General features: G+C 49.1%; 17 protein-coding genes. 2 read left to right on the top strand and 15 right to left on the bottom strand.

What is annotated here, in order from left to right:
• Nucleotides 1-1488: a PfkB family carbohydrate kinase gene (locus BFC17_RS05785; protein ID WP_070175522.1), complete on the top strand. Its 1488-nt coding sequence runs from the start codon at nt 1-3 to the stop codon at nt 1486-1488.
• Nucleotides 1485-2201, top strand: coding sequence for a nucleotidyltransferase family protein (locus tag BFC17_RS05780; protein WP_070175521.1), 717 nt, complete (start codon nt 1485-1487; stop codon nt 2199-2201). Before BFC17_RS05785 ends, BFC17_RS05780 begins: the two co-directional genes overlap by 4 nt.
• Nucleotide 2202: 1 nt before the next feature.
• Here BFC17_RS05780 and BFC17_RS05775 read toward each other — a convergent pair whose 3' ends face one another.
• The 15 genes from BFC17_RS05775 to BFC17_RS05705 are packed head-to-tail and all read right to left on the bottom strand — an operon-like array spanning nt 2203 to nt 15554.
• Entirely contained in the window at nt 2203-2997 is a 795-nt protein-coding gene (locus tag BFC17_RS05775) for an SDR family NAD(P)-dependent oxidoreductase (RefSeq protein ID WP_070175520.1), read from the bottom strand.
• Nucleotides 2987-3787 (bottom strand): SDR family NAD(P)-dependent oxidoreductase, encoded by an 801-nt coding sequence (locus BFC17_RS05770; RefSeq protein WP_083271612.1) that lies wholly within the window; start codon nt 3785-3787, stop codon nt 2987-2989. Before BFC17_RS05770 ends, BFC17_RS05775 begins: the two co-directional genes overlap by 11 nt.
• Entirely contained in the window at nt 3780-4643 is an 864-nt protein-coding gene (locus tag BFC17_RS05765) for a hypothetical protein (RefSeq protein ID WP_070175519.1), read from the bottom strand. The genes BFC17_RS05770 and BFC17_RS05765 overlap by 8 nt, the downstream gene beginning before the upstream one ends.
• On the bottom strand, nt 4637-5488 hold the full coding sequence (locus tag BFC17_RS05760; protein ID WP_083271611.1) for an FkbM family methyltransferase: 852 nt from the start codon (nt 5486-5488) through the stop codon (nt 4637-4639). The genes BFC17_RS05765 and BFC17_RS05760 overlap by 7 nt, the downstream gene beginning before the upstream one ends.
• Before the next feature lie 2 nt (nt 5489-5490).
• Nucleotides 5491-6642 carry a class I SAM-dependent methyltransferase gene (locus BFC17_RS05755; RefSeq protein WP_070175518.1) on the bottom strand — a complete coding sequence of 384 codons (1152 nt, stop codon included), beginning with the start codon at nt 6640-6642 and terminating at the stop codon, nt 5491-5493.
• Complete coding sequence (locus tag BFC17_RS05750; protein ID WP_070175517.1) at nt 6629-7558, bottom strand: transketolase family protein; 930 nt, start codon at nt 7556-7558, stop codon at nt 6629-6631. The genes BFC17_RS05755 and BFC17_RS05750 overlap by 14 nt, the downstream gene beginning before the upstream one ends.
• Complete coding sequence (locus BFC17_RS05745; RefSeq protein ID WP_070175516.1) at nt 7555-8325, bottom strand: transketolase; 771 nt, start codon at nt 8323-8325, stop codon at nt 7555-7557. Before BFC17_RS05745 ends, BFC17_RS05750 begins: the two co-directional genes overlap by 4 nt.
• Before the next feature lie 5 nt (nt 8326-8330).
• On the bottom strand, nt 8331-9110 hold the full coding sequence (locus tag BFC17_RS05740) for an SDR family NAD(P)-dependent oxidoreductase (protein WP_070175515.1): 780 nt from the start codon (nt 9108-9110) through the stop codon (nt 8331-8333).
• Nucleotides 9111-9115: 5 nt separating this feature from the next.
• Nucleotides 9116-10207, bottom strand: coding sequence for an alpha-ketoacid dehydrogenase subunit beta (locus BFC17_RS05735; protein WP_217494016.1), 1092 nt, complete (start codon nt 10205-10207; stop codon nt 9116-9118).
• A complete protein-coding gene (locus tag BFC17_RS05730; RefSeq protein WP_070175514.1) occupies nt 10182-11141 on the bottom strand; it encodes a thiamine pyrophosphate-dependent dehydrogenase E1 component subunit alpha in 960 nt (319 codons plus the stop codon). The genes BFC17_RS05735 and BFC17_RS05730 overlap by 26 nt, the downstream gene beginning before the upstream one ends.
• A complete protein-coding gene (locus tag BFC17_RS05725; protein WP_070175513.1) occupies nt 11138-11791 on the bottom strand; it encodes a class I SAM-dependent methyltransferase in 654 nt (217 codons plus the stop codon). The genes BFC17_RS05730 and BFC17_RS05725 overlap by 4 nt, the downstream gene beginning before the upstream one ends.
• Before the next feature lie 13 nt (nt 11792-11804).
• Nucleotides 11805-12794, bottom strand: a complete 990-nt coding sequence (locus BFC17_RS05720) for a GDP-mannose 4,6-dehydratase (protein WP_070175512.1) — start codon at nt 12792-12794, stop codon at nt 11805-11807.
• Complete coding sequence (locus BFC17_RS05715; RefSeq protein ID WP_070175511.1) at nt 12791-13354, bottom strand: SIS domain-containing protein; 564 nt, start codon at nt 13352-13354, stop codon at nt 12791-12793. The genes BFC17_RS05720 and BFC17_RS05715 overlap by 4 nt, the downstream gene beginning before the upstream one ends.
• Nucleotides 13351-14289, bottom strand: coding sequence for an NAD-dependent epimerase/dehydratase family protein (locus BFC17_RS05710; RefSeq protein WP_070175510.1), 939 nt, complete (start codon nt 14287-14289; stop codon nt 13351-13353). The genes BFC17_RS05715 and BFC17_RS05710 overlap by 4 nt, the downstream gene beginning before the upstream one ends.
• Nucleotides 14286-15554: a hypothetical protein gene (locus BFC17_RS05705; protein WP_070175509.1), complete on the bottom strand. Its 1269-nt coding sequence runs from the start codon at nt 15552-15554 to the stop codon at nt 14286-14288. Before BFC17_RS05705 ends, BFC17_RS05710 begins: the two co-directional genes overlap by 4 nt.
• Between the last annotated feature and the right edge of the window lie 11 nt (nt 15555-15565).

Here is a 15565-nt window from a genome sequence, read left to right as displayed (position 1 = left end):
ATGACCACCAAGCAAGCCATGATTGAACGCTTAATACAAGCCCGCGAAAGTGGTAAATCGCTCTGCTTTGTGTCGGGCAATTTTAATATCATCCACCCGGGCCACCTGCGCTTTTTATTGTTTGCCTCCGAGCAGGCTGACATCCTGGTGGTGGGGTTATACGATCGGCACGACTCATTGCATGCCTTCTTCGATAATGAAGAACGCCTAATGGCGCTAAAAGCCCTGTCCTGTGTAGATGAGGTCATGGTAGTAAACGGTGACCGCCTCGATGTCATTAAGCAAATTCAGCCCAACGTAATTGTGAAAGGAAAAGAGTTTTCCAAAGCGGAGAATCCGGAAAAGGCTATCGTCGACAGTTACGGTGGACGACTTATTTTCAGCTCGGGCGACAAGTTACTATCCAGCCGCGAACTGCTGTTACAGCAACTCAATGAAGACTCCAGACTGTCGCAACTGCTGCAAGGCTATCATGAACGTTACAACATCAGCCGCGATACGGTTGAACACTATCTGGCCAACTTCAACCAGCTGAAAATTGCCGTTCTGGGCGACATTATCGTTGATGAATATCAGGAATGCATGGCAATCGGCATGTCCCAGGAAGACCCCACCATAGCGGTAAGTCCGCTGGAATCCTTTCGCTACCTGGGTGGCGCGGGCATTGTTGCCGGCCATGGCGCCCGATTGGGTGCCGATGTCACTTTCTTTAGTATCTGTGGTGAAGATCAACATGGCGAGTTTGCTAAACAAAAACTCCAGGAATACGGCATTAACGCCATTGTTAAAACGGATCCTTCCCGCCCAACCACGCATAAACTGCGCTATCGGGCCAAGGACAAAACCCTGTTACGGGTAAATCAGTACCGCCGCCACGACATAGATGCGCCGCTGATTAATGCTTTCGTAAACGATTTTGAGCGCCGCGCCGCCGAATTTGACATTGTGCTCTTTGCCGACTTTAACTTTGGCTTACTGTGCCCTGCTTTGGTAGACCGAATCAGCAGTATTTGCCATGCGCAAAATATTCCTATTGTGGCCGACAGCCAAACCTCTTCGCAAACCGGTGATTTGGGTAAATTTAACAACCTGTTACTGACCTCGCCTACCGAACTGGAGGCAAGACAGACAATTCAGGATGACAGCAATGGCCTTATTGAAGTCTCCAAAGGGGTTGCCGAAAAACTCAACGCCAAAAATGTACTGGTAACACTGGGCGGCGAAGGCGTTTTAATTCGTCACCTGAATCCTGACACCAATGTGCTTGAAACCGATAATCTGCCAGCTTTTGCCGATGCCGCTATCGACACCGCCGGTGCTGGTGACGCCATGTTTGTTACCACCGCTCTGATGCTGGCCAGTGGCGCAAATATCTGGCAGGCCGCGTTTGTGGGTAGCATTGCTTCCTGTATTCAGGTAGGTGTGCGCGGCAACGTGCCGATCTCCAAGCAATCGATTTACCAAAAGCTTGGCGAATTATTACCGTGAAAGCCGTATTGTTAGCTGCTGGCTTTGGCACGCGGCTTAAGCCGCTTACCGATACCGTCCCCAAATGCCTGGTACCCATTAACGGCCAGCCTCTTTTGGGTTTCTGGCTGGACATGCTCAGTAATAGCCCTGAAATTACGGAAATCTTTATCAACACCCATTATCTGCATCAGCAGGTAGAGGATTATCTTAAAACCGAGTGGTCACATGTAACCAATATTACCTGCTGGTATGAACCTGAATTGCTCGGTACCGCTGGTACGCTGATAAACCACAGTGCAGAGCTTGAGGGTGATGATGTACTGGTGATCCACGCTGATAATCTGTCCTTTTTCGATTTAGCTGCGTTTATTAATAGCTTCAGGATGCGTCCACCCCATTGCGAAATGAGTATGATGCTGTTTGCTACCGACAACCCTTCTTCCTGCGGCATTGTTGAGCTTAACGATGAAACCGTTGTCGCTATGCACGAAAAAGTCGCTAACCCGCCGGGTAACCTGGCCAACGGCGCGGTCTATATTTTATCTGCCACAACCCAAAAATGGCTTGCTGCTACTGACTTTAGCGATATCAGTACAGAGGTTATCCCGCGACTTTTGGGAAAAATTTGTGCCTGGACCAATACTACTTATCATCGGGATATTGGCAATCCCCAGAGCTATGCTGCCGCACAAACAGAAAGTATGCAGTTTTTGAGTCCCGCACAAAACTGACTTACAACTGACGCCGCTTGCCACCGTCAACTGTAATATCACTGCCGGTCATATACGCTGCGCCCTCACTAGCGAGAAAAGCTACCACACTGGCAACTTCTGCGGGTAAGCCCAGTCGCTTTAACGGAATGTTGCCACTAGCTTTATCCCGGCCTTGCTCTAGAGCGCTGTCAGCACTTGCTCCACCAGCAGATTTTTGCATATGCGCCTGCCACCCTTCTGTTTCGATAACTCCGGGCGAGACAGAGTTCACGGTCACCCCACGAGCGGCAGCAACTTGTGCAAAATGCTTGGTAAAATTGTTCTGAGCAGCCTTAGCCGCAGAATAGTGAGGATTGAAGTGCCCGGGCTCACTAGCCGTAACGCTGGATATATTAATAATTCTGCCAGAGGCCCCCATTAAGGGTAATAACTCCCGGCACATTCGAACCACATTAAAAACGTTAATTTCAAAGGTTCGAGACCAGTCTTCATCCGACAAGCCTTCCAGAGGCGCACTTTTTTCCGCGCCCCCCGCATTATTAACCAAAACCGTTAGATCAAAGTTACTTTGCTCTACCCAGGTTTTAATTTCGTGCACTGACTCAGGTTGATACATATCCAGCGATAAAAAATAGCAATCGGTAAAGCCTTTCTGGGCAAGTTCGGCGACACAACCCGTTAGTTTTTGCGAATTTCTTGCCACCAGTAGAATCGCGTAGCCCTGCTCTGCCAGCTGGTAAACACAGGCCTTGCCGATCCCTGCTGTTGCGCCGGTTACAATAGCTAAAGGCTTTGCCGTTGTGTTAACGCTCATTCGGGTTTACCTCAAAATTTGCCACCTGATGCCAGCCATCCTTTAAGTTTAATCCGCCATCAACGGTGAGCGTTTGACCGGTAATAAATTTTGCTGCCGGCGAAGCCAGAAATAGCACAGCATCAGCAACATCCTGCTCCGTCCCGATGCGGTTAACCGGGTGAGCCTGAAGCGCTTTTTGGCGATACGCCTGGTTATCGTCGGCCATAAAGCGCTGTTGATGCACATCAGCAACAATAAACCCTGGTGCCACGGCATTCGCACGGATCCCTTTAGCACCAGCAAAAACAGCCAGATACCGGGTTAAAGACTCAATGCCCGCCTTGGCGATATGGTAACTGGCGCTTTCCTGGGCTACCGACTGCGCGCACACCGAGGAAATATTAACGATTGACCGGTGTTGTGCAGTCAGCGGATCCCCCGCCTGGCGGATGAAATGCTGAGCCAACAGTAACGGTGCTTTTAACGATACGCCCAGACCGGCCTCAAAGGAATCACTGGTTTCTGCCAATGGCTCAACCCCTCTTGGGCCGCGAGCCGTATTAATCAGGTAATCTATGCCGCTCTGACAAGCCGGTAAGCCAAACAAATCTGCTATTGCCTGTTCGCTGCTTAGATCACACTGGTAAAAATGAGCATTGTCTGGCAATTCAATTTCCGGCGCAGACAAATCCACGATAATGACCTTCGCCCCTGCGGTTAACAGACGCCGCACAATATGCGCGCCAATGCCGTTACTGCCGCCGGTAATCATCACAGAGCGGTTTTTAAATACCGTAAGATCAAGCACCTTGTTTCGCCCTCAAAGATTGCATAGTAGTTAGCATTGCTGATATTTCACTAACTATTAAATCGGTTTCATCCCATGCTATAAGCATGCGCTGATTATCCAACGCGAAGGGAAACTGTTGATGCTGATTGAGCTCACTGGCCATGATTTCAGTATGATGACCAATGTGTTTCCAAACCCGGTAAGGTTTATCACCCACTAATGCAGCAGCGCAAAACGCACTGGACATGCCTGCAAAAGCGTCCGCTGCACACACTACGGCAAAGTAGTCTGCCACACTGCCTTGTATGCGCGACACCCTGGGTAGCTCAGTGAATGGCAGCTCAATAACATCATCACCAATCAGCACAAATTGTACATCATCGAACAAAGCAACCAGATTCGAGACCGCTGCATACCAGCAGGCCTGATTTGCATTGCTTTGCGTATCAGTTAAGTGGTGTTTTAAATGCACAGCAATGACTGTGTCTTTAGCCGATTTTTTCAGAGGATAAGCGGGGCTGGCGAGCGGATTAATTCGCCTCCCCTGAGTAAACAGCGAGTCGAGATAACGCATACTGCCGGTCCGGCTGGTCCGCGATTCGGCTATTTGATTATGCAGTAACTGCGTTGTCTGCAAACCCGCATAAGGATTATCTGATACTTCGATGTGATGTTTTGAAAACCGCCTGAACAACGAAATCAGCGCCTGATGTTTTTCGTTAGTATTGAGCAGCACTATCTTGCCCGGCATATCCAGCGCACAATTTAACTCATGAATAAATAAAAAGACGCTGCCTAACCGGGTATCCTGCTGATTAACATCCCATACTCCCACAATGTCATGGGCTAATTCTGTGCTTGCGGAACTTACCATACCGTGTCGTGTTGACTCGAAATAAACAAGCTGCCTTCACGGTGACTTGTCGGCATATCAGCCAGTGCGGTAACTTTTTGCCAACCTGTTTTCTGGCTAAACATCGACAAACCTAATTCCCGGGCATGAATAAAGATGCGCTCGGCGTTGGTTTCACCGCCAACTTCCAGCATCACATCGGTATGCTGCCAGTGAGCGGTTGAAGTAGAACAAATGGCATCAGCTTCAGCGCCTTCGATGTCCATCTTAACGAAGTCAAAAGCCGTAATGAGATCGGCAAATGCCAGACAGGTCACGTCAAACTCTTCCGTGCCACCATACACTTCGCTTTTCTTGCCTTTAATATGGCTGCCAGTGCGGTTACCGAGTAAGCGGGTAAAGGTTAATAACGAATGTTGTCCGGCAACGGCATTTTCACGGATCGTGATAGTGTCGACATCATTAAGCTGCATATGCTCAGTTATTTTTTTCACGTGCACAGGATCTGGCTCAAATGCGGTAACCTGCCAGCCAAGCTTTGCCATCAGTATACTGTGCAGACCGATATTCGCCCCCATGTCAGCCACTTTGTAATAGCGCTTTTGGTGTTTAAGGTAAAACGCGAACAAAATGAGTTCATCAAGCCCGAACAATTTTAATGAGTCGATATTTCCCATTGAATAATAGGGCAGGATTAACTGGCCAAAAGGGCCCAGTTCAACCGGCATACTCGTTTCTTCGGCAAAACCGCTACGGGCAACATACTCAGCACAAACATGATTAGTGAAGGAATAAAAGGGGGTTTGATGGCCATGTAATTGTGGCGACTCTGCTAACATGGCAAATAAATCAGTAAATAAAGACACAATTAAAATCCTTCAAATAGGTTGGCGCCGAAGCGGACTTTTATTACGTTTTGCAACACACCGATATTTTCATAGGAGGTCACCAGCATCGCGGTCTCAGAGGATAACGACTGATGCGCTGGTAATGACACGGTAATACCCGGCAGATTTTTATAAGTCAATCCATCCTTGCCGGGGTCATCATCCAATATCACCTGAATTGCGTCTGACACATTGGGAATGTGGTAAAAAATCACGGGTAACAACAAGCTGGCACCATAGCCATACACTTTTTTCTGCAAACCCAACCAAGTCGAAATAGCCTGATTACGCTGTTTAAATACGGCCAGTTGTTTGCCAAACACCGCTTTTCGCGTTGCGGTTATATCGGTATCGGTGTGCTTCACCGCCGTTTTTTGTGCGTTTTTTTTAAACACTACCATGAGTGCGCCACCACAGGTAGGCACAGAGCTTGGCTCCATTGCGATTATTTCACCACCACCGCTTTCAATAACATAGCGTAATGATTGTGCATGAAAATAATGTAAGTGCTGATGGAAAAATGCATCAAATCTTAGCGCTTCTATCTGACGATCGAAGCACGGTACTTCTAACGCAAACACCGTCGTGTCATCGCACGAAGAAAAAAGCTGACTGATAAAGGCTTTAGGACTGACCATATGCTCAAGCACATGGGAGAACACCACCACATCAGCTTGCAACGCACTAAAATCAACGGACTCAGCAAAGCCTTTAATAAACTGCACGCCGTCGATCAAACCAGACTCACTAATACTGGGATCAACCACGTACTTAACCGGGCAATCAAAGACATTAACCAGTGACGCGTCATTACCACCAATATCCACCACAACCTCTGGCCGTTTAGTCAGATGCGTTTGAATAAACTGGTGCAAACAGGCAAAACGACGTTGCGTTGCGCCTGAATTTGCCGTTTTGTAGTGGTAATCATCCTGGTTGTACATGACTTCTGGTGCCAGCTGACATTTGAGCTGAACATGCCCGCACTGGTCACATATCACCAGTTGCTGGTCGTAACTTAAAAAGTCCGGATCATATTTACCAAAGGTCTCGGATAACGGCAATTGCGGCAAATCCCACAGCAGAGCCAGTTCGGATGACTCGCAAAGGGTGCATTGCTCAATCCACTTCATGGCTCACCAGCTCGGCTGCGGCTTGCTCAATGTGCCCGGCGGACAGACCGCTGCGTTCACATAAGTCTTCGTAGCTGCCATAACCATGAATAAATTCGTTGATAGCGAGCTGTCGGCTTAACATTCGTCCACGCCCGTCCCACGCTCTGAGCACCGCGTTATACAAACCGTCCTGGGCAGATAATTCCTCTACTACCACTATCCGCCGTGTTTTCGTCAGGCTGTCGACCACCGCAGCCGCATCGAAAGGCTTGAAGGTATGGACATAAAGGACTTCTGCTTCGATGCCGCGTGCACTAAGCGAGGTTGCTGCACTCAGGGCATTTTTTAACTGCGGTCCTAAGGCAATGATGGTGACGTCCTGACCTTCCCGGGCGCTAATAATCTTGCCGGGTTTAATACTTTCAGGGGCAAATTCGACGCCATGAGGGTTTTCGGTTAAGCGGAAGTAATTAATCGCATTGGCGCGGTATTGGGAACTAAACAGAACATCCAGTTCCACCGCAGAGCCCGGACAAAATACCTGGGAACCAGGCAAATGAGCAAGCAATGACACGTCGGTATAACAGTGATGACTACAGCCAAGTTGCGCATAGTCGAAAGCGCCACCTACCGAGATAAAATTGCCAGCAAGCGCCTGGTAACCAAAATCCAGCTTAAGCTGTTCAAATGAGCGTTCAATCAGGAACGGTGCAATGGTGTGTGTCACCGGAACCAGACCTTGTTTGGCAAAACCAGCAGCCATGGAAACCATGCTTGGCTCCAGGATACCGATATTGAAAAATCGTCCCGGGCATGCTTTGGCAAAGGGCTGTAAAATGCCATGACTGATATCGCCAACCATGACAACTAAGGATTCGTCTTGCTGGCCAATGCGCAGCATGGTGTCAGCAAATTGTTCGCGTAAGCCTTTCATGACAATGCTTCCATCAGTTCCTGATATTCTTGTTCATCGGGTATCCGATGATGCCAGCGGCCATGCCCTTCGGTGAGCTTAGCCCCATGGCCTTTGATATTTTTTGCCACCAGCGCCAGGGGGCCATCAGCCTTTCCTACCAGGGCAAAAGCCGCTTCGATTTCAGCCGCATCATGGCCATTAAAAACGTGAGTTTGCCAGCCAAATGCCCGCCATTTTGCCGGTAAATCATCAACCGGGCACAGTTGCGCGCCAGACTGATTCCAGTCAACCACCACGGTAAGGTTATCCAGCTTTTGATTTGCCGCCACGTGGGCAGATTCCCAAATCGTGCCCTCGTGACACTCGCCATCACCCACCAAAGTGATAACACGCCCGGGGAGTTGTTTGATTTTATTGGCCAGGGCAATGCCTACTGAGAATGGAAAACCATGACCAAGGGAGCCTGTTGAAGCTTCAACAAAAGGTACGGTTGTTCTATCCGGGTGGCCGCCGAGTATGCCGCCGGTCATTGAATAAGACGCCAGTTGGTCAGCACTTAACAAGCCATACTTTTCCAGCACGACATATAATCCCGCACAGCCATGCCCTTTGGACAGAATAAACTGATCCCGCTCCTGCCAGTCGGGGTTTTGCGGGTCAAAGCGCAACAGATTTCCGTAGATATGATCGATCAGATCGACAATGGAAAACGAACTGGGGATATGCCCTTCTTTCGCTTTGGTAACGATTTCGACAATTCGACGTCTTAACGCTTTATTCAGCATACTGTTCAGCCCTCAAAGAATACTCTGCCCTGACCACCATCCAGCAACACGGCTGAACCGACGGCAAACGAAGCATGTTCCGACACCAGGAATGCGACAAAATTACTAATCTCTTCAGGCGTCCCAAAGCGCTTTATAGCCATTCGCTCATTTAAATATTTTTCGACGTGTTCAGGGCGCTCCTGCAAAGTGGTATCCCAATAGCCGCCTTCGGTAAATACCGCGCCCGGAAGTACCGCTGTCATAATGACGTTGTCGGCCGACACATAGCGACCAACACTACGCACATAAGCATTCAATGCGGCTTTTGCCGCGCAGTACATGGGCGTCCCCTGATTTTCCAGCGACGCGATAGAAGAGACATGACAAATTCGTCCCCACTTCTTGCTGCGCATTGACGGTAACAATGCGTTATTGATTTCAATCGCATTAAACAGATTAAACTCCATCACATCGCGCCAGCTGTCCGTCGGACTCAGCGGATCCGGCATATCCAGATTTCCGCCAACATTGTTGACCACGATATCCGGTTGTAACCCTTGCTGTTCCAGCGCATCGATAAGCTTTAAGGCACCCGCTTTATCTTTTAAATCGGCACAAACTGCATATTGTTTGGTGCCGTATTCCTGCTCAGCCTGGGCCGTCAGGGATTTAAGCGTTTGCTCACTTCTGGCCACCCAGATAACACTGGCGCCTTCGGCACACAGTGATTGTGCAATTGCCCGGCCTAAGCCGCCGGATGCGCCTGTCACAAGGGCTAATTTATTGTTTATATTTAGATTCATACTGATTAAAAAGGTCCTTTGAACCATTCCCCAGGGACATCATGAGGCCGTGTTGAATGATGTTCGTCAGCATCTTGAATGCTCGCGGGTAACTCACGCTGCAACGACATCATTACCTTCTTTGTAATGCTATCGGCGGATGGATAAAAATGTTTAGTCAGGGCGATACTGGTTGGCTCGGGATAATCCGGCAAGCCTAGCCGCAACGGGGCTTGTTTTAGCTGCCCGAAACAGCGTTCGGTTACACTACTGATGATTTCGGCCGCCACCGAAAATGAAGTATGTGCGCTATCACAAACCAGCAGGCGACCAGTTTTCGCTACGGACTGATAAACCGGTTGCCAACAGGCAGGCTCTAGTTCAGCGGTTTCCAATACCTCAGCATCAATGCCCAGTTCAGCCAGTTTACGCGCTGCGATCAATGACTCGAGCACCATATAGCTGTTAGCAACGATAGTATAATCCGCTCCCGTTTTGTGCACTCTGACCGGCTCAGGGCGCAGCGTAAGTGGTTTAATCTGGCTGGTTTCACACTGTTGCTGATGTAGCCAGCGGTGCTCAATAAATATCACCGGACTGTCATCCATAATGGCACTGTACAACTGTGCAGCGACGGCATCCGTTTTGCTCGGCGTTATCACTTTAAGCCCGGGAATATGCGCAAACCAGGATTGCAGGTTCTGTGCATGGGTAGGACCTTGTCCCCAGCCGCGACCAATAATAAGGCGAATAGTCAACGGTACTTTCATCTGCCCATTGAACATGTAATGCCACTTGGCGGCGTTATTAACCAGTTGATCCATTGCCAGTAAGAAAAAATCGAGCCGCTGATGCGTCATCAGTACCCGGCTACCCGCCAGGGCCGCCCCAATGCCTATCCCGGTCATGCCATTTTCGGCGGTGGGCATATCAAACACGCGCTCATGACCGAAGCTTTCAGCCAGACCGGTGGTGGTGCCAAAAATGCCCTTCGGATCGGAAATACCCAGGCCAAAAGCTAACATGGCAGGATCGTCCTGCATTGCCTGATGCTGAGCCTGATTAATTTGCTCGGCGAAAGTGGTCGTTTGATTACTCTGCATAGACAAACCGCTCATTATCATCCGGATTGGGGAAATCGGCCACCTGAGCAAGCTCAAATGCGTTGGCTATTTCACTGCCAATTTTGCCGTCCAGGGCTTCCAGCTGTTGCGCAGATGCGCCCAGATCGAGCAGTTTTTGCTGCAACAAGGTTACCGGATCCCGTGCTAACCAATGCGCCACCTCATCTTCTGGCCGGTAGCCTAAATCATCATCAAAGTTGGGGCCGCAATGTTCGCGGTGCCGGTAGGTATGGCATTCAATCAGCGCCGGACCGTCACCATTTCGAATGCCCTTAACCAGTTCGGCCGTTGCCGCTGCCACCTGTTCCACATCGTTACCATCGACTTCGATAGCGTTAAGCCCAATCGCATTGGCGAGGGCTACTATAGAGCGGGATTCAGGCTGACGCACCGATAACGGGCTGTATACGGAATAGCGGTTGTTCTCACAAACAAATAATACAGGTAGCTTACGCAGCGCAGCAAAGTTAGCCGACTCGTAAAAGGCCCCTTCCTCGGTGGCACCTTCACCAAAATAGGTTACCGATATTTCATCGAGTTTTTGCACCTGTTGATGCAGCGCGTTGCCTACGGCCAGAGGAATACTGTTACCTACAATGGCCGTACTGGCAACAAAGCCTGCGCTTAAATCTGTCAGGTGCATGGAGCCGCCGCGCCCGCCCGTACAACCGGTTTGCTTACCATAAAGCTCCGCAATTAACGCATCAAGCGAGCCGCCTTTGGCCAGATAATGGGCATGGGCCCGATGGGAGCTATAGGCTTTATCCTTCACCGTCAGGCTGGCAGACACACCAACCGCTGCGGCTTCCTGCCCGATGGATAAATGCGTGGGACAGCGCATTTGCTGTTCAGAGTAACGGGCCGCAATCGCTTCTTCGACCCGTCGAATGCGCAGCATGTTCTGGTAATGCTCAAGCAAGCTGTTCATGGAATAAACCAGTAATAGTCGCCGGTATAACCAACCTCTTTGAAAAATGCTTTCCATTCATCCACATGCATAATGGTTTTAGCCGTCAGATTCCATTCGTACATGCGCGCTTTTTCTTCGTCGTCGCGATAGGCATCCACGGTGATAAACGCGTTGCCACGACTCACCCGCATAATTTCCTGCAACGCTTTACCACAGGCGTCTTTTTCAAGGTTATGCACGGTGTTAACGCTCATCACCAAATCAAAGCTATCGTCTTCAAAGGGCAAATCAGTGGCACAGGCTACCTGCATGTTGGCAGCGACCTCGGGCTTAGCATTAGTAATGGCATATTCAGAAATATCAACACCTTTGGCCGTAATGCCGGGGATAATCTGCTCAAGGTCGTAAAGGAAGAAGCCTTTTGCACAACCTACATCCAATACTTTGCTGTCTGCGGTTAAACCATACTGCGCCTTAAGATCAGGGATGACCGGTTGCCAGAAGCGAGACTGATAACTAAATCCGCCGTAGCCATACTGGCGATCGCCGTCAAAAAATTCGGCGCCAAACTGGCGGGCAATCGCCCGGACTTCCGGCGTTTTTTCTTCGCTGCGCGCCTGGGTATTACGTTTGGTTTTTGGGTAATTTCGTAGCAGGTCGATTTCCATATGAAATAACGTCCTATTCTTTATGTTCGTAGGATAACGGCTGATGTTTTAGCACATCAAAGTAACGGTTAACCCATGACAGGGTTTCCGCCAGGCCTTGCTCAAGGCTAATCTTGTCGCACCAGCCTAACTGGCTGCGCAGTTTGGTCGCATCCAGTAAATAAGCGGAGTCCTTACCGGGTCTGTCTTCGGTAATTTCACATACGTCGTGAATATTCACGTTCATGAGCTCGCAAATCATTTCTACCAGGGCGCGTATTGTTACGGTGCGCTCGGTAGAGATATGGTAGCTTTCTCCCAACGTGCCCTGCTCGGCAATCAATTGCGTGGCCGACGACACATCGTCGATATGAATAAATGAACGCTCTGAGTGGCCGCCGCCATGTAAGGGTAATTTCTGACCAAGCAGAATACTCATCATGGTTTTAGGGATAATCCGATAGAGTTGCTGACCCGGGCCGTATACATTTGCCGCGCGGGTAGAAACCACCGGAAACTGATGCACATCGAAGAAAGTTTTGAGGCTTAAATCGGCAGCCGCACGAGATACTGCATAGGGAGTGCTTGGCGTATAGTGGTCATGTTCAGCCACAAAGCCCGACATGGAACCGTACACTTCCGGCGTTGAAATATGCACATAACGGTCAAGGTAATCTTTATGCCGCAACCGGTTATGTAACTTAATCGTCGATACAGCGTTGGTCATAAACCAGTGCTCAGGCCAGTCCCAGGACTGTCCAACCATACTCTGCGCCGCAAAGTTCACCACTACCGGCACTTTATGCTCGTCCAGCAGCGCATCAATCGCATCAAGGTCGCGATTCAAATCAAGCTGATGAAATTTCAGCTGTTGATGGTCAACCCATTTGTAAGGTAACAAAGCCTCAACCGGTTCCGGCGAACGGCTGATGGCAATCACTTGTTTGCCCTGACTCAGCAGATATTTAGCATAGCTGGCACCAGAAAATGAATTACTGCCTAAAATCGCAACGGTATCACTCATTTTGCCAACGCCTCACACAGATATTGCATCAGCATATGACCAACAATTAACTGTAAATCCTCAGCCACCTGCATATCATGTATTTCATTGTAAATAGAGCAGTCCGCCAGAGTACGGGCCTTACCACCGGTAAACCCAACAATAGCAAAGCTTTTCATGCCGGTTTCTTTGGCCACGTTTAATGCAGCTACAATATTCTCTGAATTACCACTGCCTGACAGCACTATCAGCACATCATCCGCTTTAGCCTTCACCTTTAACTGATGCGCAAAAATGTTGGCATAGCCAATGTCATTGCCCAAACAGGTTACCACTGCCGAATTTGCTGGCAGCGCTTCAACATTAAGCGCCCTGGAACCATCCGGACTAATGCCGTAGAGGAAATCATTGGCAAGATGCATCGCGTTACCAGCGCTGCCGCCATTGCCACAAATAAACACCTGACGCTGGTGCTTTACGCAATCAATTAAGGTTACCGCCAGTTGTTCTATGGCATCGCTGTCCAGCGCGGCAATTTGTGCTGCCAGTCGGGATTGATATTGCTCAATGAAGGCTTTCATTTTAAGACTTCCTGCTGCATCCACTTAAGGTTATACCAACGATCCTCATTGGTTAGCTTGCCACTATGGAAAGCCGCGGTAATCTCGTCTATGGCATCCTGTACCGTTTTTTTAGGGGTAAACCCGGTGGCCAGTAAGCGGTCTGAATTAATCCGGTACGAGCGAGGATCATTCGACGGTGTCACCACGATATTGGTTTCGATGCTGTTTTTAATTTGCTCGGCAATATCAAGAATCGTGATATTTTCAAATCCTGCGTTATACACGCCGGTGTGCTGTGGGTTTGCCAACAAAAACAAATAAAGATCGGTAATGTCGTCAATGTGAATATTGGGCCGCGCCTGTTTGCCACCAAATACCGTGATCTCGCCGTTTAATAACGCCTGCATGGTCAACATATTGACGGCTACATCAAGGCGCATTCTTGGTGATAAACCACACACTGTTGCCGGACGCACAATCTGTACGGTCATCTGGTCGGCATAGCTTAGCAATACCCGCTCAGACACCATCTTGGTTTTGTTGTATTCGGATATCGGCTCTAAGGTTAAATCCTCAGTCACCTGATCTTCATCCTTAACACCATAAACACTGCCCGAAGAAGCGTAGATAAAGTGCTTTATCCCTTCTCTGGCAGCGCGATCGGCCAGCTGCATGGTGGCCAGCGCACTCACTTCCCAGGTGAGCTTGGGGTCAAGATCACCACAGGGGTCATTAGCCACCGAGGCCAGATGAATAATGGCATCTATACCCGCTAAATTAATCGCTGCGGTATCGCGCACGTCGTGGTGGATCACGTTTAAATTCTCGTGTTCCGGTAAAAAATTACCAAACCACTGAATGTCCAGCGCATCAACTGAATATCCGTCCCGTAAAAGCTTCGGGATCAACACCGAGCCTTTATAACCGCATGCGCCGGTCACTAAAATTCTCATTGGATGGTTACTCCAAATTTTTGTTGTATTGCAAAAAGTACGTTTTCAGCCGTGATATCATCCCAGCAGATATACTGACCATCGCCAGCGCCAGCAATCTGATCCCGGTCTCTTTTAATCCCGACTTTTTCCAGGTGTTCGTAAGTGTTTGAGGTACAAGAAGCATTATACATGCCAAAGAATAGATAGCGACATTGCGCCATGAGAAAGCAAAGTACTGCCGGACCGTTACACACTCCAAGATTCAGCCAGCTCTGCTCATACAGCGCCGTCCTCATTTCAACATCCAGGGCGGCTACGGGGAACTCATCAATACTCTGCCACCCTAATGGAAACAGTGCCTTAGCGGTATCCCGTACCACAATCACCCGATAACCGGCCTGGGTAAGCGCAGTGGCTACCTGGTGCCAGATGGCCAGTTCGCTATTGCGGTCATTGTGTGCTGTTGACTCTCTGAGTGTCAGGGTAATCGCCCGCTGTGGTGCAATATTGCTGTATCTCATCCACTCTGCTATACGTTCACGACAAGTTTCTGACGCCCTGATTAAACGGTGCTCGATACCTTTGTCGATAGCTTCAAAAAACTCAGAATAAAAATGACGGGCAATGGGCTTAACGAAATTATGGCTATCAGGAAAGCGGTGGCAAGCGGAAAAATAGATATCACGGGCATCCTCTCTGTTCGAACATAAGAAGATGTCAGCGCCGGGATCAACCAGTTTTATCAGCGGCAATAACAGATGGCTTACCCTGAATGCCATTTCCCCCTGGGAAAAAAAATCGATGTTGTCACGAAAACCTTGTTTATCGCCGGGCGCAATAATCACGCGTAGTCCCTTCAGGCCTCTTTCTTGCGCAACCAACTGGCTTTTGATTAAAAACACCACAAAATCATAGGTTGGTGGCGCAATCCGCATGTCATAAATCACGGTCAGTAATTCTGTTTTTTGCCGACAAGCCTGAGCGTTATCGAAATACGGATCGGTTAATAAAGCTAATTCCGTGTTTTTTGCGTCGAACCAGTAAAGCGGGGCTTTATCCGAATTTTCAATCAAAGGCAGTAGCTCACCATAGTCGTATACCGCAAGCACCACTTTATCGAATTCGTTGTGAACAAGCTGATTCAGCGCATACACCGGCTGCCCCTGACATTCTCCGCTGCCAGTAGAATTAAAAAAAGTAAAGGAACACGCAGAACTAACCGTGCTGATAAACTTCTCTGCACTGCTCCCCGTGCCAACCACAGCTACCTTTTGTGTTTTCATTTCAGTCTCTT

Origin of the sequence: Marisediminitalea lipolytica (genome assembly GCF_001758465.1) — a bacterium.
In the GTDB taxonomy this organism is placed as follows: domain Bacteria; phylum Pseudomonadota; class Gammaproteobacteria; order Enterobacterales; family Alteromonadaceae; genus Alteromonas; species Alteromonas lipolytica.
Note: the sequence above shows the minus strand (reverse complement) of the source record. Positions and strands in the feature narration are given on the sequence as shown.